Annotated in this window: 26 protein-coding genes and 2 pseudogenes; 21 read left to right on the top strand and 7 right to left on the bottom strand. The window is 68.1% G+C overall.

What is annotated here, in order from left to right:
• Positions 1–20 precede the first annotated feature (20 nt).
• Positions 21–917 (top strand): serine aminopeptidase domain-containing protein, encoded by an 897-nt coding sequence (locus ACQPYH_RS07125; protein ID WP_432888261.1) that lies wholly within the window; start codon positions 21–23, stop codon positions 915–917.
• Here the strand turns inward: ACQPYH_RS07125 and ACQPYH_RS07120 are convergent.
• A complete protein-coding gene (locus ACQPYH_RS07120) occupies positions 891–1,247 on the bottom strand; it encodes a hypothetical protein (protein WP_432888259.1) in 357 nt (118 codons plus the stop codon). The two genes, ACQPYH_RS07125 and ACQPYH_RS07120, sit on opposite strands and share 27 nt — an antisense overlap.
• Positions 1,248–1,346: 99 nt before the next feature.
• Between ACQPYH_RS07120 and ACQPYH_RS07115 the strand changes: the two genes are divergently transcribed.
• Together ACQPYH_RS07115 and ACQPYH_RS07110 are read left to right on the top strand one after the other, a co-directional pair.
• Entirely contained in the window at positions 1,347–1,946 is a 600-nt protein-coding gene (locus ACQPYH_RS07115; RefSeq protein ID WP_432888257.1) for a ClpP family protease, read from the top strand.
• Entirely contained in the window at positions 1,943–2,551 is a 609-nt protein-coding gene (locus ACQPYH_RS07110) for a ClpP family protease (protein WP_432888255.1), read from the top strand. The genes ACQPYH_RS07115 and ACQPYH_RS07110 overlap by 4 nt, the downstream gene beginning before the upstream one ends.
• Positions 2,552–2,558: 7 nt before the next feature.
• On the opposite strand, the gene ACQPYH_RS07105 is transcribed toward ACQPYH_RS07110, so the two are convergent.
• The gene (locus ACQPYH_RS07105; RefSeq protein ID WP_432888253.1) at positions 2,559–3,629 is read right to left on the bottom strand and encodes a serine hydrolase domain-containing protein; all 1,071 of its coding nucleotides are present in this window, start codon (positions 3,627–3,629) and stop codon (positions 2,559–2,561) included.
• Positions 3,630–3,672: 43 nt separating this feature from the next.
• Here ACQPYH_RS07105 and ACQPYH_RS07100 point away from each other — a divergent pair, with 43 nt between their 5' ends.
• Genes ACQPYH_RS07100 through ACQPYH_RS07090 form a run of 3 tightly spaced genes read left to right on the top strand, consistent with a single transcriptional unit; the run spans position 3,673 to position 5,862 of the window.
• Positions 3,673–4,401, top strand: coding sequence for a PIG-L deacetylase family protein (locus tag ACQPYH_RS07100; RefSeq protein WP_432888251.1), 729 nt, complete (start codon positions 3,673–3,675; stop codon positions 4,399–4,401).
• Positions 4,402–4,442: 41 nt separating this feature from the next.
• A complete protein-coding gene (locus ACQPYH_RS07095; protein ID WP_432888249.1) occupies positions 4,443–5,201 on the top strand; it encodes an alpha/beta fold hydrolase in 759 nt (252 codons plus the stop codon).
• The gene (locus ACQPYH_RS07090; RefSeq protein WP_432888247.1) at positions 5,194–5,862 is read left to right on the top strand and encodes a hypothetical protein; all 669 of its coding nucleotides are present in this window, start codon (positions 5,194–5,196) and stop codon (positions 5,860–5,862) included. Before ACQPYH_RS07095 ends, ACQPYH_RS07090 begins: the two co-directional genes overlap by 8 nt.
• A gap of 51 nt (positions 5,863–5,913) precedes the next feature.
• On the opposite strand, the gene ACQPYH_RS07085 is transcribed toward ACQPYH_RS07090, so the two are convergent.
• Entirely contained in the window at positions 5,914–7,236 is a 1,323-nt protein-coding gene (locus ACQPYH_RS07085) for an aminopeptidase C (protein ID WP_432888246.1), read from the bottom strand.
• A 137-nt stretch (positions 7,237–7,373) separates the two neighbouring features.
• Here ACQPYH_RS07085 and rpsR point away from each other — a divergent pair, with 137 nt between their 5' ends.
• The 3 genes and pseudogenes from rpsR to ACQPYH_RS07070 form a co-directional block, all read left to right on the top strand.
• Positions 7,374–7,616 (top strand): 30S ribosomal protein S18, encoded by a 243-nt coding sequence (rpsR, locus tag ACQPYH_RS07080; protein WP_130443954.1) that lies wholly within the window; start codon positions 7,374–7,376, stop codon positions 7,614–7,616.
• Between the two features lie 96 nt (positions 7,617–7,712).
• Positions 7,713–7,820 (top strand): annotated as a pseudogene (locus tag ACQPYH_RS07075) (helix-turn-helix domain-containing protein); the annotation flags it as partial.
• A gap of 215 nt (positions 7,821–8,035) precedes the next feature.
• A pseudogene (locus ACQPYH_RS07070) lies at positions 8,036–8,215 on the top strand (IclR family transcriptional regulator domain-containing protein); the annotation flags it as partial.
• A 294-nt stretch (positions 8,216–8,509) separates the two neighbouring features.
• On the opposite strand, the gene ACQPYH_RS07065 reads toward ACQPYH_RS07070, so the two are convergent.
• Complete coding sequence (locus ACQPYH_RS07065) at positions 8,510–9,520, bottom strand: LacI family DNA-binding transcriptional regulator (RefSeq protein WP_432888244.1); 1,011 nt, start codon at positions 9,518–9,520, stop codon at positions 8,510–8,512.
• 290 nt (positions 9,521–9,810) lie between these two features.
• Here ACQPYH_RS07065 and ACQPYH_RS07060 point away from each other — a divergent pair, with 290 nt between their 5' ends.
• Genes ACQPYH_RS07060 through ACQPYH_RS07045 form a run of 4 tightly spaced genes read left to right on the top strand, consistent with a single transcriptional unit; the run spans position 9,811 to position 14,276 of the window.
• Positions 9,811–11,088, top strand: coding sequence for a hypothetical protein (locus tag ACQPYH_RS07060; RefSeq protein ID WP_432888242.1), 1,278 nt, complete (start codon positions 9,811–9,813; stop codon positions 11,086–11,088).
• A gap of 24 nt (positions 11,089–11,112) precedes the next feature.
• Positions 11,113–12,357, top strand: coding sequence for an extracellular solute-binding protein (locus ACQPYH_RS07055; protein ID WP_432888240.1), 1,245 nt, complete (start codon positions 11,113–11,115; stop codon positions 12,355–12,357).
• Positions 12,358–12,364: 7 nt separating this feature from the next.
• On the top strand, positions 12,365–13,420 hold the full coding sequence (locus tag ACQPYH_RS07050) for a carbohydrate ABC transporter permease (RefSeq protein ID WP_432888238.1): 1,056 nt from the start codon (positions 12,365–12,367) through the stop codon (positions 13,418–13,420).
• Complete coding sequence (locus tag ACQPYH_RS07045; RefSeq protein WP_432888236.1) at positions 13,404–14,276, top strand: carbohydrate ABC transporter permease; 873 nt, start codon at positions 13,404–13,406, stop codon at positions 14,274–14,276. Before ACQPYH_RS07050 ends, ACQPYH_RS07045 begins: the two co-directional genes overlap by 17 nt.
• Positions 14,277–14,420: 144 nt before the next feature.
• On the opposite strand, the gene ACQPYH_RS07040 is transcribed toward ACQPYH_RS07045, so the two are convergent.
• The 3 genes from ACQPYH_RS07040 to ACQPYH_RS07030 form a co-directional block, all read right to left on the bottom strand.
• Entirely contained in the window at positions 14,421–15,413 is a 993-nt protein-coding gene (locus ACQPYH_RS07040) for an ABC transporter permease (protein WP_432888234.1), read from the bottom strand.
• A 63-nt stretch (positions 15,414–15,476) separates the two neighbouring features.
• Positions 15,477–16,118, bottom strand: coding sequence for a response regulator (locus ACQPYH_RS07035; RefSeq protein WP_432888232.1), 642 nt, complete (start codon positions 16,116–16,118; stop codon positions 15,477–15,479).
• Entirely contained in the window at positions 16,115–17,704 is a 1,590-nt protein-coding gene (locus ACQPYH_RS07030; RefSeq protein WP_432888230.1) for a PspC domain-containing protein, read from the bottom strand. The genes ACQPYH_RS07035 and ACQPYH_RS07030 overlap by 4 nt, the downstream gene beginning before the upstream one ends.
• Positions 17,705–17,895: 191 nt before the next feature.
• Here ACQPYH_RS07030 and ACQPYH_RS07025 point away from each other — a divergent pair, with 191 nt between their 5' ends.
• The 8 genes from ACQPYH_RS07025 (at position 17,896) to ACQPYH_RS06990 (ending at position 26,214) form a co-directional block, all read left to right on the top strand.
• The gene (locus ACQPYH_RS07025; protein ID WP_432888228.1) at positions 17,896–19,248 is read left to right on the top strand and encodes a PspC domain-containing protein; all 1,353 of its coding nucleotides are present in this window, start codon (positions 17,896–17,898) and stop codon (positions 19,246–19,248) included.
• Positions 19,245–19,436 carry a hypothetical protein gene (locus tag ACQPYH_RS07020; protein ID WP_130443947.1) on the top strand — a complete coding sequence of 64 codons (192 nt, stop codon included), beginning with the start codon at positions 19,245–19,247 and terminating at the stop codon, positions 19,434–19,436. Before ACQPYH_RS07025 ends, ACQPYH_RS07020 begins: the two co-directional genes overlap by 4 nt.
• Before the next feature lie 114 nt (positions 19,437–19,550).
• Entirely contained in the window at positions 19,551–20,690 is a 1,140-nt protein-coding gene (locus ACQPYH_RS07015; RefSeq protein WP_432888226.1) for a Cmx/CmrA family chloramphenicol efflux MFS transporter, read from the top strand.
• A gap of 25 nt (positions 20,691–20,715) precedes the next feature.
• Entirely contained in the window at positions 20,716–20,940 is a 225-nt protein-coding gene (locus tag ACQPYH_RS07010; RefSeq protein WP_432888224.1) for a cold-shock protein, read from the top strand.
• A gap of 57 nt (positions 20,941–20,997) precedes the next feature.
• On the top strand, positions 20,998–22,149 hold the full coding sequence (locus ACQPYH_RS07005) for an L-histidine N(alpha)-methyltransferase (protein WP_432888222.1): 1,152 nt from the start codon (positions 20,998–21,000) through the stop codon (positions 22,147–22,149).
• Positions 22,146–22,709: a hypothetical protein gene (locus ACQPYH_RS07000; protein ID WP_432888221.1), complete on the top strand. Its 564-nt coding sequence runs from the start codon at positions 22,146–22,148 to the stop codon at positions 22,707–22,709. Before ACQPYH_RS07005 ends, ACQPYH_RS07000 begins: the two co-directional genes overlap by 4 nt.
• Before the next feature lie 127 nt (positions 22,710–22,836).
• Positions 22,837–24,858, top strand: a complete 2,022-nt coding sequence (locus tag ACQPYH_RS06995) for a hypothetical protein (RefSeq protein ID WP_432888219.1) — start codon at positions 22,837–22,839, stop codon at positions 24,856–24,858.
• Positions 24,859–24,948: 90 nt separating this feature from the next.
• Complete coding sequence (locus tag ACQPYH_RS06990) at positions 24,949–26,214, top strand: extracellular solute-binding protein (RefSeq protein ID WP_432888218.1); 1,266 nt, start codon at positions 24,949–24,951, stop codon at positions 26,212–26,214.
• The last annotated feature ends 46 nt before the right edge of the window (positions 26,215–26,260 follow it).

The raw sequence follows: 26,260 nt of genomic DNA, 5'->3' as shown, positions 1-26,260 counted from the left end.
GCGGCCCTAGGGTGCTCGGCATGGATCTGACCGCCCGGTACGACGACCTCATCGAGCGTCTCGATGCGCTGTACGAGGCGCAGAAGTTCGACGAGGCCCTCCGCCTGCTGGACACGGACAGCGCTGGACTCGAGGCGTGGACGGCGGAGCTGTCTCACCTGAAGGCCTGCGTGCAGGGCTTGAGCGGTGACACCGACGGGGCGCTCAGGACATTGCAGGCCGCAAGCGCGGCTGGTGCCTGGTGGGAGCCGGGGCTCCTGACCGATGACGACGACCTGGCCGGGCTGCGCGGAAAGCCGGAGTTCGACGAGTTGGTCGCGGTGTCCGCGGCGCGGGTTGCTCCGGAGACGGTTCCGCCGCTGATCGACGTACCGGATCAGACGCCGGTAGGTGTGGTCGTGGCGCTGCACGGAGCCGGTCAGACCGCCGAGCACGCGCAGAAGAACTGGCGAGGTGTGCTGGACCACGGCTACGCGCTCGTGTGTGTGCAGTCGTCCCAGCTGACGTCGTCGAACTACAGGACCTGGCCGGATCCCGACGAGGCGGCAGCGGACGTCGCCCGTGCACTCGCCGCACTCCCGCCCGAGCTGACCGCTGCGCACCTGCCGCTGATCGCCGCAGGCTTCTCGGCTGGTGGACGGGCTGCCCTGAACTGGGCGCTCACCGCCGAGCCGACACCGGTTGCCGGCGTACTCGCGATGGCGCCCGCGATCCGTCAACTGCCGGACGCCTCCGCCGGAAAGTTGTCTCCGGCAACGATCTGGATCGGGGCCGACGATGATCTGCGCCAGGTCGTCGAAGGCGTGGCCGAGAAGCTTGAAAGCTTCGGATGCACGATCGAGCGGATTCCGGGACTGACACACACGTTCCCGGCCGACTTCGACGATCGGCTAAGAGGTCTGGCGGGTCAGTTGTAGCACCACAGGTGTGGGCCCGCCGATCCAGAGCAGCTTGGCGTTGTGGTCGTCGTACGACGTGATGCGCAGGCCGGGGACGCCTTCGATCTGGCCTTCGTAGTCCTTCGCGGCGAGATGCGCGACGACGTCGGCGAGCTCCGGTCCGTCCGACCACTCGATCCGCGCCAGGTCGGGACGCGCCTGCCACATGTCGACCCAGGCCGCCGGGTCCTCGCTGAACAGCGTCGTCCGCAGGATCATCGACGCCGCACCGAGCAGCGTCGCCGCCGGAGTCGCGGTCAGTTCCAGCAGAGTGCGCTCCTGCGCGGTCAGATCGTCAGTCAGAATCACCTGCCGGAGCCTGCCACACCCCTTGGCTTTGCTGTGGGCAGACTTGCCGTGAGCAGAAAAGCTGGGGTACGGGGTTCTGCCCGCGTCAGGGTGGATGACATGGCAGAAGACATGAAACCGCCGATGTTCAACGAGACGGCTCGGCAGCGGCTGCTCGGGCAGCGGATCGTCGTCCTGGACCGGGTCCTCGACGACGACATCGGGACCTTGCTGGCCACCCAGATCATGACGCTCGCGGCCGAGGACCCGGACACAGACATCGCGTTCTGGATCCACTCGCCCGGCGGCTCGGTGCCGTCGATGCTCGCGATCCGCGACGTGATGCGGATGGTGCCGTGCGACGTGTCGACCCTCGCGATCGGGCTGGCCTGCAGCGCGGGCCAGTTCCTGCTGTCGGCCGGTACGCCGGGCAAGCGCTACGCCCTCCGGCACGCCCGCGTGCTGATGCACCAGGGCTCGGCCGGGATCGGCGGCTCCGCCGTGGAGATCGAGATCCAGGCCAACGACCTGCGGCACATCCGCGACACTGTGCTCGGACTGATCGCCGACGACACCGGCCAGCCGTTCGAGACCGTGCATGAGGACTCGCTGCACGACCACTGGTACACCGCCGACGAGGCCCGCGAGTACGGCTTCATCGACCACGTCGTCGAGTCGTTCGACCAGGTCATGCCCAAGAAGAAGGAGGTGGCGGCATGAGCAGCTACACGATCCCGAACGTCATCGCGCAGCACCCGCGGGGCGAGCGGATCATGGACGTCTACTCGCACCTGCTCAGCGAGCGCATCATCTACCTCGGTACGGCGATCGACGCCGGCGTCGCGAACGCGCTGATCGCACAGCTCCTGCACCTCGAGGTCGACAAGCCGGAGCAGGAGATCAACCTGTACATCAACTGCGAGGGCGGCGACATGACCGCGATGCTCGCGATCTACGACACCATGCAGTACATCCAGTCGCCGGTCGCGACGTTCTGCGTGGGCCAGGCGATCTCGGCCGGGGCGGTCCTGCTGGCCGGCGGTGCGGCCGGGCGTCGCGCCGTACTGCCGCATGCGCGGGTCGTGCTGCACCAGCCGGCGGCGAGCGGCCGGGGGACGATCCCGGACCTGATCCTGCAGGCCGACGAGGTGGTGCGGGTTCGCAGCCAGGTCGAGACGATCCTCGCGCGGCACACCGGGCAGACGATCGAGCAACTACGCCACGACACCGATCGCGACCACGTGCTGACCGCGGAGGGCGCCAAGTCGTACGGGCTCGTCGATCACGTGATCAGCGAGCGGCTCGCGGTCCCCGCGCTCGCCTAGCCTGCGCCTATTCAGCAGCCTCTAGGACCTTGTCGGCGACGGCGGCGTGGTGGGCTTGGTCGGCGGTGGGACGGCCGACCCGGTTGGTCAGGTACGCGTAGGTGATCTGGCGATCCGGGTCGGCCCACCCGATACAGCAGTTGCTCCCGTTGTGACCGAAGGTCCGCGGACTGCTCAGCGAGCCGAGCGACGTCGACGCGCCCTCGATCCACCGCGGACCGCCGAGCTGGAACCCTTGCGACCAACGAATCGGCGCCCGCGCGGTCCTGTCGATATCACCCTCGCTGCTCGGCTCACACGCCACCGCGAGCGTGTCCGGCCGCAGCAGCGCTCCGCCGAGCAACGCCTGGTAGAAGGTCACCAGGTCCCGCGCCGTCGTCGACATTCCGGCGGCCGGTACGAGGGCCTCGCGCGTGCTGCGCCGATTCACCACGGACTGGATGAACGGTCCGAGCGGACCTGCGGCACGGACCGGTACATGTCGCTCCCACAGGTCGGGGGGCAGCCCGAGGTGCGTGTCGGCGACGCCGAGCGGTTCCAGGACGAACCGTCGTACCAGCTCGTGGATCGGGACGCCGCTGCAGCGCCGCGCGACCTCGCTCAGGATGAAGCCGAAGGCGAGCGGACTGTACGCGACGGTGCCGATCGGCCAGCGAGGCTTGGCCTCCTCGATCCGACGGAGCGAACGGTTCCAGTCGGTCATCACGCGGGCCTCACCGACGTACGAGCCGGCGTTCGTCACGCCGGACCGGTGCCGCAGGACATGACGGACGGTGATCTCGCGCTTCCCGTTCTCGCCGAACTCCGGCCAGTACGCCGCGACCGCGTCGTCCAGGTGCAGCCGGCCGGCCTCGACGAGCTGGTGGATCACGACCGCGAGGTACGGCTTGCTCGCGGAGAAGAGCCAGAACAACGCGTTCGGTGCACACCCGAAGGAGCGATCCACAACCACCCGGCCGTCGCGCACGACACACAGCTGGGCGATCGCACCGCGGGCCTCGATCAACTCAATCGCTTGTGTAAGCCCAGCAGGATCGAGGCCGGCGTCCTGTGGATCGCACGTGCCGCCGAACTCCATGAATTCAACTGTGCCCGGCCGGGCAAACGGTTAGGGTCTTGGCGTGACAGTGCCTGAGGCGAATCCGCGGCCGGACAGTGAAATCGAGCGGGTTCTGGTGGTCGTCGCGCACCCCGACGACATCGACTTCGGCGGCGCCGGGACGGTCGCGTTGTGGACCAAGGCCGGGATCGACGTGCACTACTGCGTCGTCACGGACGGTCAGGCCGGCGGCTTCGAGCCGGACCGCGATCGCGCCGAGATTCCCGCCGTACGACGGGCCGAGCAGACGGCCGCCGCGGAACACGTCGGGGTCCACGACCTGCACTTCCTCGGGTACGCCGACGGCGCGGTCGAGCCGACGTTCGAGCTGGTCCGCGACATCAGCCGGGTGATCCGCACGGTCCGTCCGCAGCGCCTGCTCACGCAGTCGCCGGAGCGCGTGTGGTCCCGCCTGCAGGTCTCGCATCCGGACCACCTGGCCGCGGCCGAGGCCGCCGTACGGGCGTTCTACCCGGCGGCCGGCAACCCCTATGCGTACACGGATCTGGCCGAGGAGGCCTGGGACGTCGACGAGCTGTGGATGATGGACCACCCGGACATCAACCACCACGTCGACATCACCGACACCTTCGACCAGAAGCTGGCCGCGCTGATGTCCCACACCAGCCAGCACCGCGACCCCGACGCCCTGCTCAACGGAATCCGCACGCACTTCGCCGAGGTCGCCGCAAGGGCCGGCTTCCCGCCGAACCACTACGCCGAAGACTTCACCGTCATCCGCATGCGCTAATCGGTTTGCTGGAAGCCGGTCCGACCGGCGATGGTTCGACCATGACTATCTCTTACACCGTGGTCGGCGACGGGCCGACGGTCCTGCTCGTGCACGCGGGGGTCGCCGATGCCCGCATGTGGTCCGCCCTGGTGGAAGACCTCCGCGACGACCACCGGGTGATCACACTCGACCTGCGTGGGTACGGCGAGACGCCGCTCGAGGCCGGAGCGAAGTACTCCGATGCCGGTGATGTGCTCGCGGTGCTGGACGAGGTCGGCGCTGGCGCGGTGTCTGCCGTCGGAGCGTCGTACGGCGGGTACGTCGTACAGCAGGTGGCGAGCCGGGAGCCGGAGCGGTTCGCCCGCGTGGTCCTCCTGTGCGCGCCGACCGACAACGTCGAGCCCGACGAGGCGCTGCGCGCGCTGTGGGCCGAGGAGAACGCCCTGATCGACGCCGGCGATGTAGCGGGCGCCACCGAGCTCACCGTGAACCGCTGGATCGGCCCCGACGCGAGCGCCGAGGCCCGCGACCTCCTCCGCACCATGCAGCAGCACGCGTACGACGTCCAACTGGCCGCCGGCGACGTCGACAACGAGGAATGGCCGGTCGAGCCCGAGCGGATCACCGCCCCCGTCTGGCTCGTCACCGGCGCCCACGACTTCCGCTTCTTCACCGACAGCGCCGACTACCTGGCCGACCGCCTCCCCACCTCAGAACGCATCGACCTCCCCTGGGCAGGCCACCTCCCCCTCCTGGAACACCCCACCGAAACCACCACCCTCCTCCGAACAGCCCTCACCGAACCTGTTGATGAGTAACCAGGCGTACCACCCGATCGCCACCGGCACCGACCTGACCACAGCCCTGGGCATCGTCGACCGCCTGCTGACGTACGCCGGAAACCGAACCACCGTCGAAGTAGAGCTGGCCGTCCGCACCGACTCCCACACAGCCATCGGCTTACTGGACGGCCCTGGCCGGCGCTCGGTCGAGCTGCACGCCACTCGGGACGTGATCGACGCCCTCAGCCCATACCTCCCCGCCCACGACCATCGCCGTACTGCCGACGGCCTCGGGGTCAACGACGGCGAGGGCAAAGCCTGGCTGTCCATCGGTCCGTCCGACACGGCCGCCCGCACCGCTCTGGCGAAGCTGCCTCCGGTGCCGACGGAGGTGAACCTCGTCGATGTGCCACTCGCACTGTTCGACATCCGCACCATCCCGAACGCCGAAGCCGCCATGGTCGAGTGGAGCCTGGATCGCTGGCCTGATGTCCCTGAGCTCGAACTGCAGGCAGATGTGAAGCATGCGGGGATCGCGTTGAGTGTGAACAGCTGTGGGCTGTGGGAGCTGACGCCGGCTGGGGTCGGGTGGTGTTTGTACGTCGTGACGCGGGACAGCGATGAGCTGCGTCGTCATGCCGCAGTGGCTGCGGCCGCGGTGGGGTGCTTGGTCGGCGGGCCGCCCGAGAGGTACTGAACGTAGAACGGACCCCGGCCGGGGGCCGGGGTCCGTTTATTAAGTGGTTGGTTAGTCGGCGAGGGCGCCCATTGGGTCCCAGGCCGGTAGGACGATCGGCTCGTCGTCCAGGCGGGCCTGGAGGTCGGCGGGGAGGGAGGAGCGGCGGACGGCGATTTCGAAGACGTGTTCGCCGAACCAGGAGTCGTTCATGGTCCAGAAGCCGCTGTCGGCCTTCTCGTCGCCCCAGCTGTTCTCGACGCGCCAGCGGCGCGGCTTGCCGTCGACCAGGTCGACGCCGGTGAACAGCATCGCGTGCGTCATCAGCGTCTCGTGGTGCACCAGCCGCTCGGCCTTGTCCAGCGTGAACTCGGTGTCGTAGACCGAGCCGTAGTCGTACAGCTTGGCGTCCCAGAAGCCGAGGTCGGAGTTCATCTGCTTGCCGACGTCGCAACCGAACCAGACCGGCTCGCCGCTGACGATCGCGTCCTGAGTGAGCTGCTTCATCAGGTCGATCTCGACGTTCAGGTAGACCACCGGCGGGGCGTCGATGACGTTGCCGAGATAGTCGACGGTGAAGGTCTTGCCGACCGGGCTGGTCGCCCGCGGGTCGTGCACCAGGCAGACGTAGTCGTCGACCGGCAGCTGCACGTACGCCGCCGCGAACTCGGTCGGCGTGGTCCAGCCGTCGCGGTGGAAGCCCTTGTCGGAGTCCTTCCACTGCCACAGGAACTTCTGCGGCGGCGTCCCGAGGTGGATGCTCAGCACCCGGTGCACGGTGGTCAGGATCTCGCGCTTGCGCTCGCGGCGGGCCTCGTCACCCTCCAGCGCCCGCAGGTCGCGCGCGCCCTGACGCAGCAGCTTGCGCAGCGCGTCGTTCAGCTGGCCGGTCGCGGACGAGCTCTCGGTCTCCGGCATCGCCGCCTTCGGCACCAGGCCGTGCTTGCGGACGATCGCGATGAACATGTTCCATTGGCCGCCGTCGCTGATCGGGTCGGACAGCAGGTGCGCCACCGTCCGGTCGTCGGCGTCCCGGTCGGCGGTCTCGATCATCGCCTCGAGGAAGAAGTTGGCCCGCTCGAACTTGTCCCAGAACAGCACGTAGTTCTGCGAGAACTCGAAGTCCTTGACCCCGAGCTTCCCGGCCGCGCCGACCCGGAGCAGGTTCAGCCCGGCGAACATCCAGCACCGGCCGCTCTTCTTCTGGTTCGTCACCTTCCAGTCGTCGAGAAGATTCGACACCGAATGGTCGATCGACGTGACGACCTGACGGTCGAGGGCAATGCTGTTGATCGGCGTCTGCGTGACGGCGTTCTGCATCACCCGGTACTGCGGGTTCGACGCGAACTCCTTCTCGAAGAGCGCGAGCTGATCGGCTGTGAGATTCCGCTCCATAAGAGTCGACGGTATAACAGCCACCAAGCCGGGACCGCCGCTACCGGGGTGGCGAATCCATGCCCTGGCCGAAACGCGCCACTCATGGACGCTTGCGTTACGCTAGTTGAAAACGACATTCAAGAAGGAGTGCCGCCATGGCCCGACGCCCGGCCCCGACCGGTAAGCGCAAGCCGAAGCAGAACCCGCTGGACCGCGACGGCATCACCTATATCGACTACAAGGACACCGCGCTACTGCGGAAATTCATCTCCGACCGCGGCAAGATCCGCTCCCGCCGGGTCACCGGCCTGTCGGTGCAGCAGCAGAAGCAGGTCGCCCGCGCGATCAAGAACGCCCGCGAGATGGCCCTACTGCCGTACACATCGGCCGGCCGCTGACCCAGCCGCTGACCGTCCGCTCTTCCTTTCCGCTGACCGTCCGCTGACCGGAAGCGAACGGTTTCCAGTGAGTGGAAGGCGGGCCGTACTGCCGGGATGACGGCAAGTGTGAGCTCGCGACTACTGGCGGTGTTGCGCACCTTCAGTCATCGCACGCCGTCCCAGACCCTGTCGGAGATCAGCCGTCGCTCGGGGCTGCCGCCCACCACCGCCCACTGGCTCCTCCACGAACTGCTGCAGGGCGGTGCGCTCGAGCGGGACGAGGACGGCCGCTACCGGATCGGCCTGTGGTTGTGGGAGCTCGCAGCGCTGGCTCCGCGCGGCCTCGGGCTGCGTGAACTCGCGATGCCGTTCCTCGAGGATTCTTCGAGGCAACCCGGCAACATGCGCAGCTCGCCGTACTCGACCGTGCCGATGCCGTGTTCCTGGAGCGCATCTCCGGCCGCGGTGCGGTGCACGTGTTCACCCGGGTCGGTGGCCGGCAACCCTTGCATGCGACCGGCGTGGGCCTGGTGTTGCTGACCCACGCCGACCGGGAGTTGCAGGAGAGCGTGATCGCCGGCCCGCTGCAGCGGTTCACCCGGCACACGGTCGCCGACGGTGAGCAACTCCGGCGCCCGCTCGCGGCCATCCAGCGGGACGGATACGTAATCAGCAGCTGCGATCGAGGAGAGCAGCCTCTCTGTCGCGGCTCCCGCGTACGGCGCCTACGACTGGGTCGCGGCCGCCGTGTCCACAGTCGTTCTGTACGGCCAGTACGACCCACTCACCCTGATCCGTTGATCCGGGCCGCCGCCCGCGGCCTGTCACGCGTGCTCGGCGCTCCCAGTGCTTCCGGTCTCCCCAAGTCGGTCCGCCGTACGCCGCTTCCCCGGCAACCGAACTGGGAGATCTCAGCGAACCTCGCCCGTCGACCCCGCGCGGTACAGGGTGCAAGGAATCAGCTGCGGTGGAGTGTCGAGGCCGCGGTCGAGGTGATCGACCAGCATCTTGACACCGAGCCGGCCGAGTTCGTCGCCTGGCGAGCGCATGATCGTGAGAGCGGGTTCGGACATCGTCGAGATCTCCGTCGTGGTCGTCAGGGACAGGACCGAGACGTCCTCCGGAACGCGCAGGCCGGCCTGACGGACTCCCAACATGACCCCGAGGGTCGCCTGCTCGTTGCGAACCATGACTGCGGTGATATCGGGATGGTCTGCGAGAAGTTGACGGGTGACGGCCGCTCCCGCGGCGGCCGTCTGGCCGCAGCCGACGGTGACCGAGCTCAGGCCGCGCGCCTCGACGAGTCGGGCGAAGGCGGCGTCGGTGCGAACCTGCGGGCCGTAGGCGAGGAAGTCCTTGTTCGCATGACTTTCCTCGACCAGCGCGATGTGTCGGTGGCCGAGGGATTCGAGGTGATCGAGCGCGCCCGCCACGGTGGCGTCGAAGTCGATGTCGACGTACGGCAGTCCGTCCGGTTCGGCGGTCCGGCCGATCATCACGAACGGCGTCTTCGACTTCTGCAACGCGGCCACCCGGGGATCGTCCAGCAACACCTCCATCAGTAGGACGCCGTCGACGACACCGACCGAGACGAGATCGGTCAACTCACTCGCGTCGTTGCTGACCGGCCACAGCGTCAGGTGGTAGTCACACTCGTTCGCGGTCCGCGCCGCTCCGGTCAGGAACTCGATCGAGGTCGTCCCCAGCCGCCGGTCGAGCGCCGGGAAGACGAGCGCGAGACTCTGCGTCCGCCGGATCGCTAGGGCGCGTGCGGCCCGGTTGCGCTGGAAGTTGAGCTCGGCCATCGCCGCCTCGATCCGGGCCCTGGTGGCCGGCGCGACCGGCTTCGTCCCGTTGACGACGTACGAGACGCTGGCGATCGACACCCCCGCCCGATCGGCGACGTCCTGCATCGTCGACATGGTCTCCCCATCCGGATCGGAACCTTGGCCGGCTCCATCCTATTCGCTGCCACTCGGTCACCCCCAGCCCTTGCGCACAAGGAGTTAAGCGCTTAGCTTACTTCCTGAGAGAGCTCTCGTCGAGACCCGGCCGGCTCCTCCTGTCGACACACCGGACGCCGCCGCACGAGCCAGCGGCGACCGGACACTGCCCTGCGGCACCGAGCCGCCGATGCCGCCGTGGACCTGGCCAGGTCCACGGCCACTGTCTCCTGCCCCGAGCCGCTGTGTGGCGATACGAAGGAGGGCCGATGAAGCGCACCTCGACACTGGAGTTCTCGTCCTCGATGGACGATCTCGATCGCGGCTTCCGATGGGCCGAACAAGTCGCCCTGCGGACGGTTCGCACCGGCGATCCCGGCGCGATTCCGAGCTATCACGCAGGTCTGCTCGACCGGCCGATGTTCTATGCGCGCGACGTCGCGCACCAAGCGCTGGGGGCACATCTGCTCGGCCTGGACGAGGAGAATTTCACGATGCTGCGGCACTTCGCAGCCTCCGCGACCGCCGCCCGGCGGTACTACCCGCTCTGGGCGTTCACCTTCGACGGCAGGCCGGCCGCCATCGACTACCGCTCGGACACCGACTTCGTGCGCGAGACGCCGGCCCCGTTCGAGATCGCCCAGAAGGCCCTCGACCTGCACCGCTGGACGGGCGATGACCGCTACCTGAGTGATCCCGTCCTGACCGCCTACTACCGGCACCTGATCGAAGACTTCATTCCGCTGCACGACGTTCAGGGCAACGGCCTGGCGGGCGAGCAGGAGACGGTCGACATCTTCGCCGGGACACCGACATACAACGAGCATTCCGGACTGCCCGCGATGCAAATCGCGGCGGACGGAGTCGCCGCGCAATGGGCTGCCCTGCAGGCGATCAGCGAAGGCGTCACCGACCTGGCCGATCGCGCAGGCACAGAAGCGGCCAAGGTACTCGCGCAGTTCGACGACAGCTGGTGGGACGATGCCGCACGCAACTATGTGGTCGGCCTGACCGTAACCGGCCGGATCGACGGTCTCGCCTCCGAGGCCTCCTGGTTCCCCATGGTCAAGCAGATGCCGCTCCCGGCCGACCGGGTACACCGGCACCTGACCAAGCTCGCCGAGTGGGTGCGCAAGCATCCGCCCCAGTTCCTGGAGTCGACGAGCTACTTGCCTGAGGCATTCTTCGCGCACGGCTTCGACGACGACGCGCTCTACTGGATCCGCCGCCTGATCGACTCCGGCTGGGAGTACCCGGAGATCCCTTTCACGATCGTCTCCCATCTGGTCGCCGGCCTGACCGGCCTCGACATCGACCGCGACGGGACGGTCTCGACCCGATCGCACCTACCGGCCGGCGAGTGGGTGGAGGTCCGCGACATACCGATCGGCGCTGCCGTGCTGACCATCCGGCACGACGGCCGGAAGCACACCGAACTGACGACAACACCTGACTCGGCACCGTTGCGCTGGGCGGCTTCCTTCGACGACGGACCGCCCCACGTCGTCATGGTCGCCCCCGGCGCCACCGTCAAGCTCAGCCGCTGAAATCCCCGACCCGAAGGTGGACCCATGAAGAAGACCCGGATGCTCGCCGCCCTCGCCGCGGCCGGCCTCGCACTGACGCTCGTCGCCTGCTCCAGCTCGAGCGGCGGCTCGTCGGACCAAGTGACGCTGAAGTTCGCACACTGGGGCAGCAACGAGGAAGCCAAGACGCTCGCCGCGATGATCGACGCGTTCCAGCAGGCCAATCCGACGATCAAGGTCGAGGACAACTGGATCCAGAGCGACTACGAGCAGAAGCTCACCACCTCCATCGCCGGCGGCCAGGCACCTGACGTCGCGCAGACGTCCAACACCCAGCTCGCGAACTTCCAGTCCGCCTTCCAACCCGCCCAGGTCGACCCGTCGAAGTACTACGCCGCCAATATTCCCGACGGCATGAAGGTCGGCGACCAGTACTACGCCGTACCGTTCGTGATCAAGCCGAAGGTGATGGCAGTCAACCTGCAGTTGTTCAAGAAGTCGGCAGTTCAGCCTCCGTCGCTCAGTGAGCCGATGACCGTCGACCAGTTCGTGGCCACCGCGAAGCGGCTCACGGCCGGTAGCGGGAAGAGCAAGACCTACGGTTCCGCGCCGCTGTGGTTCAACGGTTGGCTGGTCGCCGAGGGCGGCGACTTCTTCACCGCCGACGGCCAGTCCTGCACGCTCGACACTCCCGCGGCGCTGGCCACCGCGAAGCTGCTGATGCAAGCGCAGGCGAAGGACGGCTTCGCTCCGACCACACTCGATGCCCAGGGCCAGGACATGTTCTATTGGCTCAGCGTCGGCCGGCTGGCCATGCAGCCCGACTTCGGCCCCTGGGACATCGCCAAGCTCGCGGGGCTGAAGAGCGGCGAGTTCCAGCTCGTCCCCGTCCCCGGCAAGGGCTCCCAGCTCGAGGTGAACGGACTGTCGTTGTCGAAGTCGATCCGGGACAGCAAACTGGACGCCGCGCGGAAGTTCACGGCGTTCATGAGTACGGACGACCGCGCGCAGAGCCTGCTGACGTCGAAGGCCTCCTCGCTCGGCGTACCCGTCACCGACTCGGGGCTGAAGAGCTTCGAGGCCGCGGCGCCGAGCCTGAATCTGAAGGCCTTCGAGACCGCCGCAGGCCAGTCCCGGCTGGGCGCGTCGGTGAAGAACTACGGCCAGATCACCGGCGCGATCGGCGACGCCCTGGGCTCGCGGACCGCGATCGGCGCGGGCCACGAGGATCCGGCGAAGGTGTTGTCGGATCTGCAGCAGAAATGCCCCGCCGGTCTGACCACGAGCTGACCAGCGCATGGATCCGCTCTCCAACCTCGAGGACCTCCTCGGCCGGCTCGGGCTGGCCGAGGGTCTTCGGCCGATCGCGGTATTCGTCCTGCTGGTCGCGGCCTTCTACGGGGTGTTCCTGGGTGGCCTGTGGCTCGCCATGGCGCGGCGGTGGATCGACCGGTCCACCGCCGCGTTCTGGATCTTCATCTCGCCCTGGGCAGTCGGCTTCCTGCTCTTCACCGCTGGTCCGATGGCGTTCTCGCTGGGTCTGTCGTTGTTCCACTGGAACCTGCTCGACCCGGCCACGTTCGCCGGGCTCGGCAACTACCGGAAGGCCGCGACCGACCCGCTGCTCGGCCAGGCGATCAAAGTGACCCTGCTGTACGCCGTACTCAGCGTGCCGCTGTCGACCGCGCTCTCGCTGGCAGTCGCTCTGCTGATGAACACCAAGGTGCGGGGGATCCACTTCTTCCGGACGGTCTGGTATCTGCCCAGTCTGGTCACCGGCGTGGCCCAGACAATCCTGTTCCTTTGGGTGTTCAACCCGCGCTACGGCCTGCTCAACGGCGTGCTGGAGTCGGTAGGCCTCCACGGCCCGGCCTGGTTCAACTCCACGTTCTGGTCATTGCCCGCGGTGGTGCTGATGAGCCTGTGGACCGTCGGCGGCAACATGATCATCTACCTGGCCGGCCTCCAGGACGTCCCGGCAGAGCTGTACGAGGCCGCCGAACTGGACGGAACCGGCCGGTGGCAACGGTTCTGGAACATCACGCTGCCGCAGATCAGTCCGGTCATCTTCTTCAACGTCGTCACCGGGCTGATCGGCGCGATGCAGGTGTTCACCCAGGGCTACATCGTCACCCAGGCCGGTGGTGGCCCGAACAACTCGCTGCTGTTCCTGGTTCTCTACCTGTACAAGAACGCGTTCCAGTTCTTCCAGTTGGGCTACGCCTCGGCGCTGGCCTGGATCCTGCTGGTAATGATCCTGATCCTGACCGCTCTGGTGTTCCGCGGCAGCGCCTTCTGGGTGTTCTACGAGTCGGAGCGACCGACGAAGGAGAATCGTGTTCGAACGCCGTGACCGCCCCGAAGCCCGACGCCGGCAGGTACCTCGCGAACTCCCTCGCCCCGAGCGGGTGCTGGCGTTCCTGAGTCTCCTGGTGGGCTCCTTCGTGTTCGCCTATCCCTTCCTCTGGATGGTCGCCACCTCGCTGCGCACCAACCAGGGGGTCGCCGCGGCCGGCATCAGCCTCTGGCCGATCCAGTGGCGGTTCGCCAACTACGTCGACGGTCTGGCCTCTTTCCCGTTCTGGCGCTACCTCGGCAACTCGGTCCTGTCGACCGTCATCCCGGTCGTCGGCACCGTACTGGTCTCTTCGCTGGCCGGCTTCGCCTTCGCGCGGATCCCCGCTCGCGGTGCCGCTGCCGTGTTCGCGCTCGTATTAGCAACCATGCTGCTGCCTGGCGAGGTGACGATCGTGCCGCAGTTCATCCTGTTCCGGATGCTGCACATGATGGACACGCTGTACCCGATCATCCTGCCCGCGCTGTTCGGGTCGCCGTTCTTCATCTTCCTGTTCCGCCAGTTCTACCTGCGGTTGCCCGACGCGCTCACGGACGCGGCGCGGATCGACGGAGCGGGCTGGTTCCGCACCTGGTGGTCGATCTACCTGCCGCTGTCCCAGCCGGTCGTGGTCGCCGCGGCTGTGCTGCAGTTCATGAGCTCCTGGAACAACTTCCTCACGCCCGCGATCTACGTCACCACCACCACCTGGAAGACGCTGCCACTGGCTCTGGCCGGCTTCTCCTCCGTCAACTCCACCGACACGACGCTGCTGATGGCGACGACGATCGTCGTGATCGCGCCCTGCATCGCGATCTTCTTCCTGGCGCAGCGTCACATCGTCGGCGGCATCTCCTTCACCGGTAGCCGCTGACGGATCAAGCGCGGACAGGTCCGGATCCAGCCGGCGCCTGGTCGACCACCAGGCCCGCTCGACCAGGCTGACCGCTATTGCTCCGAGGCGGTCGACGCCGCGAGATGGCCCTGCTGCCGTACACGTCGGCCGGCCGCTGATCCGCTACTGCAGCCGGACGCGGGGATCGATGACGCTGTAGGCGAGGTCGACGATCAGGTTCATCGCGACCAGCAGCACGGAGCCGAGCAGCACCGTGCCCATGATCACCGGCAGGTCGTAGTCGCTGACGGCGTCCAGCGCCAGTACGCCGAGCCCCGGCAGGTCGAAGATCTTCTCGGTGAAGATCGCCCCGGACAGGCTGGCGGCCAGGTCGAGGCCGAAGATCGTGACGACCGGGATCAGCCCGGCCCGGAGCGCGTGCTTGTAGGTGACGGCCCGGTCCGACAGGCCCTTGGCGCGAGCGGTCCGGATGAAGTCCTCGTTCAGCGTCTCCACCATCGACCCGCGGGAGTAGCGGGCGTAGTCGGTGCACCCGTACAAGCTCAGGATCACCCACGGCGCCACCAGGCCGGTGAACCAGTGCCACGGACTCTCGAGCGGCGACACCCATCCGCTCCGGGGCAGGATCGGGTAGAGGATCGTCAGGTAGAGCGCCGCCATCAGACCGACGATGTAGTACGGCACCGAGCTGATCAGCAGCGTGCCGCTCATCATCAGCCGGTCCCCCGACGTACCGCGTCGTCTGGCCGCCATCGCGCCGGCCGACACGCCGATCGTCAGCACGAGGATGCCGTACCCGAGGACCAGCGAGGCGGTCACCGGCAGCCGGGACATCAACGTGCCGGTCACCGGGCGGTCGTTCTTGAAGGAGAAGCCCAGGCAGGGCGCCGAGCAGTGCTGGACGACGCCGGACGTCTCGAAGTCGCGGCCGACCACGATGCCCTGCGCGTACCGGCTGAACTGCTGGACCTTCGGCTCGTCGAGGTGCAGGTTCGCCCTGATCTCGTTGTACCGCGACTGCGGGCACTTGCGCTCACCGCAGATCGCGGCGGCGGGGTCGGTCGGCGCGATGAAGAACAGCGCGAACGTCGCGACCAGGGTCACCGCGACCACGCTGATCGCGGACGCGACCCGGCGTACCACGTAATGCACCACGACACTGCCCCCCTCGAAACCCCACCTGACTGGTGGAGATTACCCCGAAGGGGGCAGCGAAGGTCAGACCAGGCGGCGGTCGGTCGCCCAGCGGGTCAGTTCGTGCCGGTTGGACAGCTGGAGCTTCCGCAGTACCGAGGAGACGTGGGTCTCGACGGTCTTCACCGAGATGAACAGCTCCCGGGCGACTTCCTTGTACGCGTAGCCTCGCGCGATCAGCCGCAGTACCTCGCGCTCACGCTGTGAGAGCCGGTCGAGATCCTCGTCCACCGAGGCGATATCGATCGCGCCGGAGAAGGCGTCCAGCACGAAGCCGGCCAGCCGCGGCGAGAAGACCGCGTCACCGTCGGCGACCCGGTTGATCGCGTCGATCAGCTCGGTGCCGGAGATGTTCTTGGTGACGTACCCGCGGGCGCCGGCCCGGATCACGCCGATCACGTCCTCGGCCGCGTCGGACACCGACAGCGCCAGGAACTTGATGTCCGGGTGCCGCTGGTGCACCTGCTTCATCACCTCGGTGCCACCGCCGCCGGGCAGGTGTACGTCGAGCAGTACGACGTCGGGCTCGGTGCCGACGATCGCCTTGACCGCGGTGTCGACGTCGGATCCCTCCCCGACGATGTCGACCGAGGAACCGATCTCGCTGCGTACCCCGGCCCGGAACATGTCGTGATCGTCGACGACGACTACGCGCCTGCTGGTCATCTGTCCATCTCCAGTCGCACCTCGGTGCCAGTCTCCGCATCGGACCGCACTGTTGCGCGGCCGCCGTGCCGTTCCATCCTGCCCATCACACTGTGCCGCAAGCCCAGCCGGTCGTCCGGTACCTCGTCGACGTCGAAGCCCTTGCCCCGGTCGCGGACGAACATCTCCACCCGGTCGCCGTCGACCTCGACGAACACGTCGATCTTCGCAGCACCGGAGTGCTTGGCGGCGTTCACCATCGACTCGCGGGCCGCCCGCACCATCGACGACAGCGGCTCGGTCAGGTCGCAGTCGCCGACCGTGATCACCTCGATCGGCACGCCGTGCGAGTCCTCGACCTCGGCTGCCGCCCGCTTCGCCGCGCTGGCGATGGTCTGATCGGTGGTGTCGTCCTCGTCGTACAGCCAGGACCGCAGCTCGCGCTCCTGCGAGCGGGCCAGCCGGGTCACCGCCTTCGGGTCCTCCGCCTGCTTCTGGATCAGCGCGAGCGTCTGCAGCACCGAGTCGTGCAGGTGCGCGGCCATGTCGGCACGCTCCTGCGAGCGGACCCGCTCGGCGCGCTCGGAGTTCAGGTCGCGGGTCAGCCGGTGCACCCACGGCCCGGCGATGACGCCGATGCCGACGACGGCAAGCAGCAGAGCGATGAGTACGTCGCCGACCATCGAGAGCCGGCCGTTCTGGACCAGGAACAGGGTGACCGCGGTACCGATCAGGATCAGGCCGACGGCGATCCGGATCAGCGACTTCCAGCCGCCCTTGCCCAGCACGAGGCCGAGGATCGGAACGCGGATGTCCTGCGTCCACTTGTCCTTCTGGTTCTCGTCCGCCTGCCGCCAGATCAGCGCGAGACCGGTCGCGGCGAACACCAGCGGCCAGAACAGCTTGCCGGCGATCCCGAATCCGGCGACCTGCAGCAGCAGGCACAGACCGATGCCGATGGCCACCAATGCAGGCAGCTGGCCGCGGCTCTTCTCCCGCTTCCGCTGCTTCGCCTCGGCGACCGGGGGCGGCGGCTCGTCGGAGCGCATTCCGCTGCGGGTGTGCGCGGCCAGGCCCGGTGCGCCCGGCACGTTGTCCGGCGCGAGCGGCATCAGGAACCACAGGGCCGCATAGATCAGTACGCCGAAGCCGCCGAACACCGTCGTCGCGATCAGCACCAGGCGGACGAGCGTGTCGGACACGCCGAGGTGGTCCGCGATCCCGCCGGCCACACCGGCGACGACCCGACCTTCGGTACGCCGATACGCCCGGCGAGGCGGGTCTGTGGGCTGCCGAGGGGGGAACGCGCCGGGTCCGGCTGCCGGTCCGGGCTGGCCGTACGGCGGCGGCGTCCCCGCACCACCTGCTCCCGCGAACTGCTGGCCGGCGGGGTGCGGCTGGCCCGCGGCGTATCGCTGGCCCCCGGCGGCCTGCTCCGCGGCCATGCGGGCGGCGTAAGCGGCGTACGGGCCTTGGTACTGCCCGGGGCCTTCCGGACCCCAGCCTTTATAGCGCCACTGCTCCTGCCCGTTCGGCGCAGGAGTCGGCTCGGGCTGGCCTCCGTTCGTGGAGGTCCCGCCCGGCGGCGCGGCTGCTGGCTGGCTCATCACAACGATCGTCACATGTGGACGGGCCGCACACCAGCAGGCTTGTCCCCGGCCGCCTCCTCAGCGCCCGCCCGCCTGGCTCAGGGTCGGCTCGGGGAGAACCCCGAAACCCCCGCCGCTGCCCTCGCCGGAACCGCGCCGACTCCGGGGATCGTCAGGGTGCATCCCGATGTTCCGCACGCGAGGAGGGTGTGAGTATCGATGACATGGAGCAGAACCAGAGTGGACCCGGTGGGTTCGACCGCGACCGCCTGCAGAACCCGCAGACATGGCGGCGCAGCAGGTCGGACCGTTGGGTCGCCGGTGTCTGCGGCGGCATCGGCCGCGCGCTGAACATCGACCCCGTGCTGGTCCGCGTGGTGATGGCCGTGCTGATCCTCAGCGGCCCCGGGATCATCTTCTACATCGCCGCCTGGGTCCTGATGCCCGACGAGGGCAGCGACCGCTCGGCGGCGCAGGGTCTGCTCGGTGACCGGATCCGTCCCGACCACCCGTGGTTGTGGCCGGTCGTGATCGGCGCCTGCGTGTTCGCCGCGATCGCGATGATGTCGTCGTTCGACTTCGGCCGCTTCGTTCCCGGTCCGCTGATCGTGGTCGCGGTGATCTGGGTGATTGCCAAGCAGCGCAAGAACGGCGGGATCGGCCGCGGCCGGCGGAGCCAGTACATGGGCGATCCGAACGCGAACTGGAGCGGCCAGGGCACCAACTGGACCGGCCGCCCGCAGGACACCACGCCAGGCCAGCAGGCCACTTCGCCGTACGCAACACCCCAAGGCGACCCGTCAGCTCCCCCGGCGGGTCCGTCGTCCTCGGCCACGCAGCGACCCCAGGACCGCACCGTCGAACCGGTCCAGGCTGTGTGGACCGAGGACGACCCTCTCGGCCTGTACATCGACGAGCCGGCCGGCACCACCCCGCCGGTCAGCAGCAAGCCCGCCGGACCGCCCGCGAAGGGCATGCGCGGGATCAAGTCGATCGTCGTCGTACTGACCGGTCTCGCGATCGGGATCGCCGCGCTCGCGGGCGCCTCGACGGCGACCATGCTGGTCATCGGCCTGGCCACGCTCGGCGCCGGCATGCTGCTCGGCGGGTTCGTCGGCCGGACGCTGGCCCTGCTGCCGCTGGGCATCCTGCTCGCGGCCGGTGCGGTGGCGAGCACGGTGTTCCCGAGCATTCCGCGCAACTTCGCCGACACCAACTACGTCGCGCCGCAGAGCCAGACCATCACCGCGACCGGGACCAGCTACCAGTTCGACGCCGGGTCGGTGCACCTTGACCTGACCCAGGCGAAGTTCGGCCCGGGCGCGAAGGTCGACGTCCACGGCGGAGCCGGCGAGGTCATCGTCAAGGTGCCTGAGAACGTCGACGTGACCGGCAACTTGTCGGCCGAAATGGGAGACGTCTCCTTCCTCGACCAGCACCAGGGCGGACATAATGCCGAGCTGACCCTCAACGACCTCGGCACGGACGGCAAGGCCGGCCCGCAACAGGTCACCCTGGACCTGGACGTCAGGCTGGGCAGCATAAAGGTGGAGCGCGGATGAGCCAGCAGCCACGGAAGACGAAACCGGATGTTCCCGGCGTCGTGACCGGCGCCGTGCTGACCGGTGCGGCCACGATCTGGATGCTGACCGAGAACGGGGTCCTGCAGACCGACGACCTCGGCGTTACCAGCGCCCTTCTGCTGGTCACCGCGGGCGTCCTCGGCCTGGCCGCCTCCCGCCGGGGCTAACTCGGTGGACGGCTCGTAGGCCGTTCCCTAAGCTCCCCACCATGTCCAGCCCGGAGGCCGACAGACCGTAACCACCGATGACGCATTCCATCGATGGTTTACGGGAGTATCTCCATGCCTTTCGTGCTGTACCTGCTCGGCCTGGCCGTGTTCGCCCAGGCGACCTCTGAATTCATGCTCTCCGGGCTCGGCCCGGACATCGCCCAGGACCTGGGCGTCTCGATTCCCACCGCCGGCTGGCTGACCTCGGCGTTCGCGCTCGGCATGATCCTCGGCGCTCCGGCGATCGCCGTCCTCGGCGCCCGCTGGCCGCGGCGGCGGACGCTGCTCGTCACGCTGACCGTCTTCCTCGCCGTCCACGTCGTCGGCGCGCTGACGACCAGCTTCGCCGTACTGCTGATCACCCGGATCCTGGCCGCGCTCGCGAACGCGGGCTTCCTCGCGATCGCACTCGCCACCGCGACCGGCCTGGTCCGTCCGGACGCGAAGGGCCGCGCGACCTCGGTCCTGCTCGGCGGTACGACGCTCGCCTGCATCGTCGGCGTACCGGCGGGCGCCCTGCTCGGCTCGTACTTCGGCTGGCGGTCGGCGTTCTGGGCGGTCGCGATCGTCTCGCTGCCTGCGCTGATCGCGATCCTGCGCTCGGTCCCGGCCCGCGGCACCGGTCCGACGACCATCGGGCGGTTCCGGGTCGGCCGGCGCCTCGTCGTACTGCTGCTGCTCGGGGCCCTCGTCAACGGTGCGACGTTCTGCTCGTTCACGTACTTGGCCCCGATCGTGACCGATGTCACCGGTCTCGGCGTGGGATGGGTGCCGCTCATACTCGCGTTGTTCGGGCTCGGGTCGTTCATCGGCGTCACGATCGCCGGCCGGTACGCCGACCGCGGCAACCAGCTCCTCACATTGGTTGCCGGTGGCATCTTGCTGCTCGGCTGGTGCGCGTTCGCGCTGACCGCGGCACACGTCGTACCGACTGCCGTTCTGGCTTTGATACAAGGCGGTTTGTCCTTCGCAGTCGGCTCCACGCTGATCGCTTATGCCCTGTACGCCGGTGCCGAATCGCCCGTCCTGACAGGCGGTCTCGCAACCGCTGCGCTCAACGTCGGAGCAGCCGCCGGGCCGGTCCTCGGCGGGCTCGCAATCGGGGCGTTCGGCTTCCGGGGACCGCTGTGGGTCAGCGCCGCGCTCGTGGGCACGGCGCTCTGCCTGGCGGCCGGCTCGGTTAGGCTTGTTCATCGCGAGGGGCCTGGATAAGCGGTCCCGTGGTCGAGGAGTTCCGATGGTGCGCGGCACCGTGAAGTGGTTCAACGCCGACAAGGGCTACGGTTTTCTTGCCGTCGAGACCGGTGGCGACGGCGACGGCAACGAGATCGACGACGTGTTCGTGCACTGGAGCAGGATCGTGTCGGACGGCTACAAGACCCTCGAGGACGGCCAGCCGGTCGAGTTCCAGATCGTCGACGGGCCCAAGGGCCGCGAGGCCGACGCGGTCACCCCGATCTAGCGGGCGGTCTGGTCCGGCAACCGATAACCTGACGTCTCATCGTGTGAGGGGTGGGACGTGGCAGAGCCGGTACCCGTGATCCGGAAGCTCGAGCATGCGCTGGCCGACGACGATTTCGCCTGGTCCCTGCTGCTCGTCGGCGAGGATCAGACCGACAAGCTCGCGACGCTGACCGGTGACCTGCGCGGGCCGGTGTCGACCACCGGTGACGGCAAGCAGATCACGTCCGGCTTCTCGTACTGGGGCATCGGCCCGACCATCGCCTGGGCGAACGCCACCAACGACCCGTTCTACCTGGTCATGAAGGCCGGCGCGGAGTCGTTCCTGCGGCACTGGCGCAAGGTCCGCCCGCACGTCGAGAACGGCGGCTTCCACCTGGTCAGCCTCGGCGTCGGCACCGGCGTGAAGGACCGGACGATCCTCAGCGACATGCGCCGGAACAACCGGGACATGTATTACATCCCGGTCGACATGAGCTCGGAGATGCTGCGGATGGGCACGCTGGAGCCCGTCCGCGGCGCCCGCTTCCCGGTGTCGCAGGTGCTGCCGGTGCAGCTGGACTTCTCGATCGCCGACAACATGGACGAGCTCGCGCAGATGCTCGCCCGGCTGATCGGCAACGACCCGATCCTGTTCACGCTCACCGGCAACACGCTGGCGAACTTCGAGAGCGACGAAGAGCTGCTCAGCACCCTGACCCGGGTGCTCCGGCCGCAGGACCGGCTGCTGCTCGAGGTCGCGAGTACGACCCGGCTGGACCAGGAGACCGCGGACGCGGCCGCCGACGAGTACCACCAGACCCGCGCGTTCGCCGAGTTCGTCACCAGCGCCCTGCGGTACAACACCGATCTCAAGATCAACAACGACCGGGTCAAGTTCATCGGCGAGGTCGAGGACGAGGACGCGCTGCTGGTCAAGATCCTCTGGCAGAACGACACAGACGCCGAGATCCGGATGGAGCTGCCGGACCACACCGAGGTGGTGCTGCCGATCGGCGACACGATCCGGCTCTACACCACCCGGAAGTACTCGACGGACCGGCTGAAGCGGCTCACCGAGGCCTGTCAGCTGACGCCGGTCGAGGCGATCCAGTCCCAGTTCCGGTACACCCGCCGTCCGAACCCGTTCGGTCTGGAGCTGCTCCTGCTCGCGCCGGATGCGGCCGGTGAGGCGGCGCACAGCCTCGCCGACGACATCTGGGCGACATGACCCGGCGGACCGTCGTCACTGTGGTGACGTACGGCCTGCTCGGGGTGGCGTTCGTTCTCGGCATCATCTGGTTCTTCTGGCCGGGAAACTCGCGGTGGGAGCCGGCCGTCAACACCCTCACGCTGGTCGCCGGGTTGAGCGGCATCTTCGTCGAGCGGCTCACGGCCGAGGCAGAGCGGCGTACCGAAGTACTGCGTGCTGTGGTGGACGAGCTGCAGGAGAACACCCGGCTGCTCAACGACGAGCGGTTCTCGCCTGACGCGCCGAGCTCACGGCAGGTGTACCCGCGGCTGGTGGTGTCCGCGGTGGATCTTGCGCTGGTGTCCGGAGCGCTCGGACTGCATCGGGACGCGGACCTGGTCGGACTGCTGCATCGCTGGCGGGACACGGTGCATCTGTTCAACCGCCGGCTCGACCTGACCGAGATCAGCACGTTCTCGAACACGATCTCTCCGGCCGAGCTGGCGGCTTTCCACCGCGCCCTGCACCGCGAGAACAGCTACTTCGCCGCAACTCGCGAGAAGCTGCAGAACCTACTCGCCACCATCACCCACCCTTAACGGCCGAGGCCGAAACCGGAGCCCCTCCTGCCAGTAGTGGCAAATCCGCCCGAGGCGTTGACTTCGGGATGTCGTCGGCGCTTCACTTTCGGACAGGACCGTAAATACGGCACCCCGGAGGCATTGCATGCGATCAGCCCGCTCGCTCATCGCGGTGGCACTCGCCGCCGTACTCGTCACGACTCTGACCACTCCCGCTGCTGAGGCAGGGCATCATCCGCCGACAGCGACACTGACCTCGTTGGGCGTTCCGCTGTCCGACGTACTGCTGATCGGCGGGACCGTCGCGCCCGGCCCGAACGGCAAGACCGCGATCTGGAACGTGTCCAGCGGCAGCCCGGCGTACCTGAACGCCATCGACCCGGCCACCGGCGACAGCCTGCTGTCCGCGGCACTGCCCGGCGCGGACGGCAGTTACGCGGTCGCCGCCGCGCCCGACGGCACGATCTATGCCGGCACCTACAACAACGGCCACCTGTACCGGTTGAAGCCCGGCGCGACCACTGCCGAGGACCTGGGCCGGCCGCTCGCGTCCGAGACGTTCATCCTGCGAATCACCGTCGACGAGCAGGGCAATGTGTACGGCGGCACGTACCCTCACGGGCGGGTGTTCAGCTACGACCACGCGACCGGCGCGGTCCGCGACTACGGCACGATCAAGGCCGGCCAGGGGTATGTGAAGAGCATCGACTACGCCAACGGCAAGCTCTACACAGGCACCGAGCCGGACGCGTACTTCTCCGAGGTCGACGTGGCCTCGGGTGCGATCACCGGGATCCCGGCGCCGCCCACGATGGGCGACCCGAAGGACAAGGTCGTCTACGACCTCAACGTCCGCGGCGGCCGCGTGTACACCCGGGTCAGTACGGCGTTCCCCGGCCCGATGTACGTCTGGGACATCGCGTCCAGGACCTGGGTCGACGAGATCGCGAACGAGCACGGGCTGGACATCTCGCCGATCGGCGCCGACGGCTCGCTGTACATGATCCAGGCGAGTGAGCTGAAGAAATACGACCCGGCCACCAAGACCCTGACCGGGACCGGCCTGACCTTCACCGGCAGGATCCAGAACGCCCGCTCGATCGGGTACGCCGATCTGGACCTGCCGGACTACCCGGGGACCAGCGTCGTCGGCACCCTGTGGCGCGGCGAGGAGTTCCGGTACAACCCGCAGACCGGCAAGTCCGAGATCTTCCAGACCAAGGTACGGCGGGAGCCGATCGAGATCCTGTCCGTGGCCGGCGGTAAGAACAACATCTACGCCGGCGGCTTCCTCAACGGCGGCGTGTCGGTCGTCAACCCGGACACCGGCGCCACGACGTTCAACCGGTTCTCCCAGGTCGAGGCGCTGATGGAGGGCTCCGGCGGCAACCTGTGGATCGGCGCCTATCCCGAGGCCCGGCTCTACGACTACGACCTGAGCAAGCCGTGGAGCAGCCCGGAGTACTCCCCAGGACCGCCCGGTACGCCGGACAACCCGGTCCAGGCGCTCAACCTGAAGGCGGACCTGTTCCAGACCCGGGCCCGCGCGCTGGCCGAGGTGAACGGCAAGATCGCGGTCGGCACGGTCCCGGACGGCGACCGGCTCGGCGGCGCACTGGTCATCTACGACCCCAAGACCGGTACGGCGGAGAAGTACCGCAACGTCGTACAGGACGAGTCGGTCTTCGGCCTGACCGCGAACTGCGGCATCGTGTACGGCGGCACGTCGATCGCCGGCGGGCTGACCACCACACCGCCGACCCGGGAAGCGGGCACAGTATTCGCGTGGGACGTGGCCAACAAGAAGAAGCTCTGGGAGACCGTGCCGGTGCCGGGTGCGGCGACGGTCTCGTCGGTCACGATCGGCCCGGACGGCCTGCTCTGGGGCGTGGCCGGCAAGACGGTGTTCGCGGTGGCCCCGGACAGCGGCAAGCTGAAGAAGTCCTTCACGCTCGGTACGACGACCTCCAGCGGCGACATCGTCGCGACCTCCGAGGCCGTCTATGTGAGCATCGACCTGAACAAGATTTACCGGATCGCGCCGGGGAACAAGTCCGTTCCGACGCTGTTCGTCGAGCACGCGCACCGGCGGCTCGGCGTCCGGGGAGACCACCAACTGCTGATGACGAGCGGGTCCGAGCTGTTCCGGATTGATATCAGCCGTTGACAGCAGAAATTCACCCCGGCTACTTTCGGTCCTGACCGTTATTCGGTGTAACTACTTCCGGCCCTGACTTCCGGACACCCTGGGGGTGCGATGAAATCCAGCGTCCGCCGCATCGCGGCACCACTCACGGCACTCGTACTCGCCGCCGCGCTCAGTTCCTGCGGCGGCGGCGACTCGGGCTCGTCGGACTCGAAGAAGAGCGTCACGCTCTGGATGTACCCGGTGATCGCCGACCAGGCGGCCAGCGACGCCTACTGGAAGAAGGTCGAGACCGACTTCGAGGCGGCGAACTCCGGGATCGACCTGAAGCTGGAGATGCAGCCGTGGGCGAACCGGGAGGAGAAGGTCGCGGCGGCGTTCTCCGGCAAGAAGGGCCCGGACGTCCTGCTGATGATCCCGGACCAGATCCCGCAGTACGTGAAGAGCGGCTCGCTGGAGCCGATCGACGACGTGGTCGCGCCGGACAAGGACAAGTTCCTGCCGGCCGCGATCCCGGGTCTGACCGTCGACGGCAAGGTGTACGGCGCACCGATCTACCACACCGTCACCTCGACGATGTACAACAAGACCGTCCTGGCCAAGGCGGGGATCGCCAAGCCGCCGGAGACCTGGGACGAGATCAAGGCGGCCGCGCCGAAGCTCAAGGCCGCCGGGTTCGCCACGCTGGACTACTCGGCGGCCCCCGAGGCGACGCTGAACCTGAACTTCTACCCGCTGCTGTGGCAGGCCGGCGGCAAGGTGTTCGCCGACGACGGCAAGTCCGTGACGTTCAACCAGGCTCCGGGTCTGGAGGCGCTGACGTTCCTGAAGTCGCTGTACGACGAGGGCGCGATCCCGAAGACCGCGATCGGCGCGAGCAACGTGGTCGCCGACTCGCCCTTCGGCAAGGGTCAGGTCGCGATGGCGATGACCAGCGTGCCGGCTGACGTCGCCACCGTCACCAAGACCTGGGGTGCGGCGAACGTCGAGATCGGTTCGCCGCTGACCGGCGAGAAGCAGGTCGGGTTCGGGCTGCCGGGCGGTCTGGTGCTGAACGCGGCGTCGGACAACGTCGACGCGTCGAAGAAGTTCCTGTCGTTCATGATGCAGCCGGCCCAGCTGGACCCGCTGAGTAAGGCGTCCGGGTTCTACTCGCCGCGGAACGACGCCAAGTCCGAGTCGACCGACCCGAACGCGGCCAAGTTCCGTGACGCCCTGCAGTACGCCGTACCGGGCGAACCGAACGCGTCCGCGCGCCAGGTGATGTCCTTCCTGAGCACGGAGATCCAGGCCGTTCTCACGGGCAAGAAGCAGCCCCAACAGGCCCTGGACGACGCAGCCAAACAAGCCAACGACCTCCTGTCGAGACAGCGTTGACGGAGGCACGCCAGGTGCCGGGCACGGGTCGGGCGGGACCCGTGTC

The sequence above is a fragment of the Kribbella sp. CA-245084 genome, from assembly GCF_050942355.1.
Taxonomy (GTDB): Bacteria; Actinomycetota; Actinomycetes; order Propionibacteriales; family Kribbellaceae; genus Kribbella.
This window is presented reverse-complemented; position numbering and strand designations above follow the sequence as displayed.

Bases quoted from the DNA above. Each gene is read 5' to 3' on its own strand.
- ACQPYH_RS06995 (WP_432888219.1), top strand. From the start codon at position 22,837: ATGCGATCAGCCCGCTCGCTCATCGCGGTGGCACTCGCCGCCGTACTC.
- ACQPYH_RS07060 (WP_432888242.1), top strand. From the start codon at position 9,811: ATGAAGCGCACCTCGACACTGGAGTTCTCGTCCTCGATGGACGATCTC.
- ACQPYH_RS07010 (WP_432888224.1), top strand. From the start codon at position 20,716: ATGGTGCGCGGCACCGTGAAGTGGTTCAACGCCGACAAGGGCTACGGT.
- ACQPYH_RS06990 (WP_432888218.1), top strand. From the start codon at position 24,949: ATGAAATCCAGCGTCCGCCGCATCGCGGCACCACTCACGGCACTCGTA.
- ACQPYH_RS07115 (WP_432888257.1), top strand. From the start codon at position 1,347: ATGGCAGAAGACATGAAACCGCCGATGTTCAACGAGACGGCTCGGCAG.
- ACQPYH_RS07000 (WP_432888221.1), top strand. From the start codon at position 22,146: ATGACCCGGCGGACCGTCGTCACTGTGGTGACGTACGGCCTGCTCGGG.
- ACQPYH_RS07125 (WP_432888261.1), top strand. From the start codon at position 21: ATGGATCTGACCGCCCGGTACGACGACCTCATCGAGCGTCTCGATGCG.
- ACQPYH_RS07030 (WP_432888230.1), bottom strand. From the start codon at position 17,704: ATGAGCCAGCCAGCAGCCGCGCCGCCGGGCGGGACCTCCACGAACGGA.
- ACQPYH_RS07095 (WP_432888249.1), top strand. From the start codon at position 4,443: ATGACTATCTCTTACACCGTGGTCGGCGACGGGCCGACGGTCCTGCTC.
- ACQPYH_RS07050 (WP_432888238.1), top strand. From the start codon at position 12,365: ATGGATCCGCTCTCCAACCTCGAGGACCTCCTCGGCCGGCTCGGGCTG.
- rpsR (WP_130443954.1), top strand. From the start codon at position 7,374: ATGGCCCGACGCCCGGCCCCGACCGGTAAGCGCAAGCCGAAGCAGAAC.
- ACQPYH_RS07065 (WP_432888244.1), bottom strand. From the start codon at position 9,520: ATGTCGACGATGCAGGACGTCGCCGATCGGGCGGGGGTGTCGATCGCC.
- ACQPYH_RS07110 (WP_432888255.1), top strand. From the start codon at position 1,943: ATGAGCAGCTACACGATCCCGAACGTCATCGCGCAGCACCCGCGGGGC.
- ACQPYH_RS07055 (WP_432888240.1), top strand. From the start codon at position 11,113: ATGAAGAAGACCCGGATGCTCGCCGCCCTCGCCGCGGCCGGCCTCGCA.
- ACQPYH_RS07020 (WP_130443947.1), top strand. From the start codon at position 19,245: ATGAGCCAGCAGCCACGGAAGACGAAACCGGATGTTCCCGGCGTCGTG.
- ACQPYH_RS07090 (WP_432888247.1), top strand. From the start codon at position 5,194: ATGAGTAACCAGGCGTACCACCCGATCGCCACCGGCACCGACCTGACC.
- ACQPYH_RS07015 (WP_432888226.1), top strand. From the start codon at position 19,551: ATGCCTTTCGTGCTGTACCTGCTCGGCCTGGCCGTGTTCGCCCAGGCG.
- ACQPYH_RS07085 (WP_432888246.1), bottom strand. From the start codon at position 7,236: ATGGAGCGGAATCTCACAGCCGATCAGCTCGCGCTCTTCGAGAAGGAG.
- ACQPYH_RS07035 (WP_432888232.1), bottom strand. From the start codon at position 16,118: ATGACCAGCAGGCGCGTAGTCGTCGTCGACGATCACGACATGTTCCGG.
- ACQPYH_RS07105 (WP_432888253.1), bottom strand. From the start codon at position 3,629: ATGGAGTTCGGCGGCACGTGCGATCCACAGGACGCCGGCCTCGATCCT.